The organism is Mesorhizobium sp. M8A.F.Ca.ET.207.01.1.1, from assembly GCF_004794715.1.
Taxonomy (GTDB): domain Bacteria; phylum Pseudomonadota; class Alphaproteobacteria; order Rhizobiales; family Rhizobiaceae; genus Mesorhizobium.
The window spans coordinates 1-326 of sequence record NZ_SRUS01000348.1; the positions used below are offsets into that span (position 1 = coordinate 1).

Genomic DNA, 326 nt, shown 5'->3' on the forward strand with positions numbered 1-326 from the left:
GCGGCGGTTTCCAGCGCAACCCGCGAGGCTGTCATGGACAGGCTCGGCAACACGTCCTGCTGCAGCAATTCCTGGCGATTACGGTCCATATAGTCATTGAAGGCCGCCGTAACAAACGCCAAGGGCACGAAACAGGCGCCGATCTCGCGCGACAAGGTGGCTTCGGGGGCAATCGAATGGTTGAGCACGTCGGCCCCCATGCTTCGAAACGCCAAGGCTTCGGCCGGGCTCGTAAGACGCGGCCCGTAACAGTGGGCAGCCACCAGCTGCTGTTCGATGCCATGAACGCGGCATTGCGGCGGCCAGTGACGGCGCGCGGTTTCGAC

At 63.5% G+C, this 326-nt stretch carries 1 pseudogene; it reads right to left on the minus strand.

The window, feature by feature from the left end:
- A pseudogene (locus EN850_RS37635) lies at positions 1–188 on the minus strand (5'-methylthioadenosine phosphorylase); the annotation flags it as partial.
- Between the last annotated feature and the right edge of the window lie 138 nt (positions 189–326).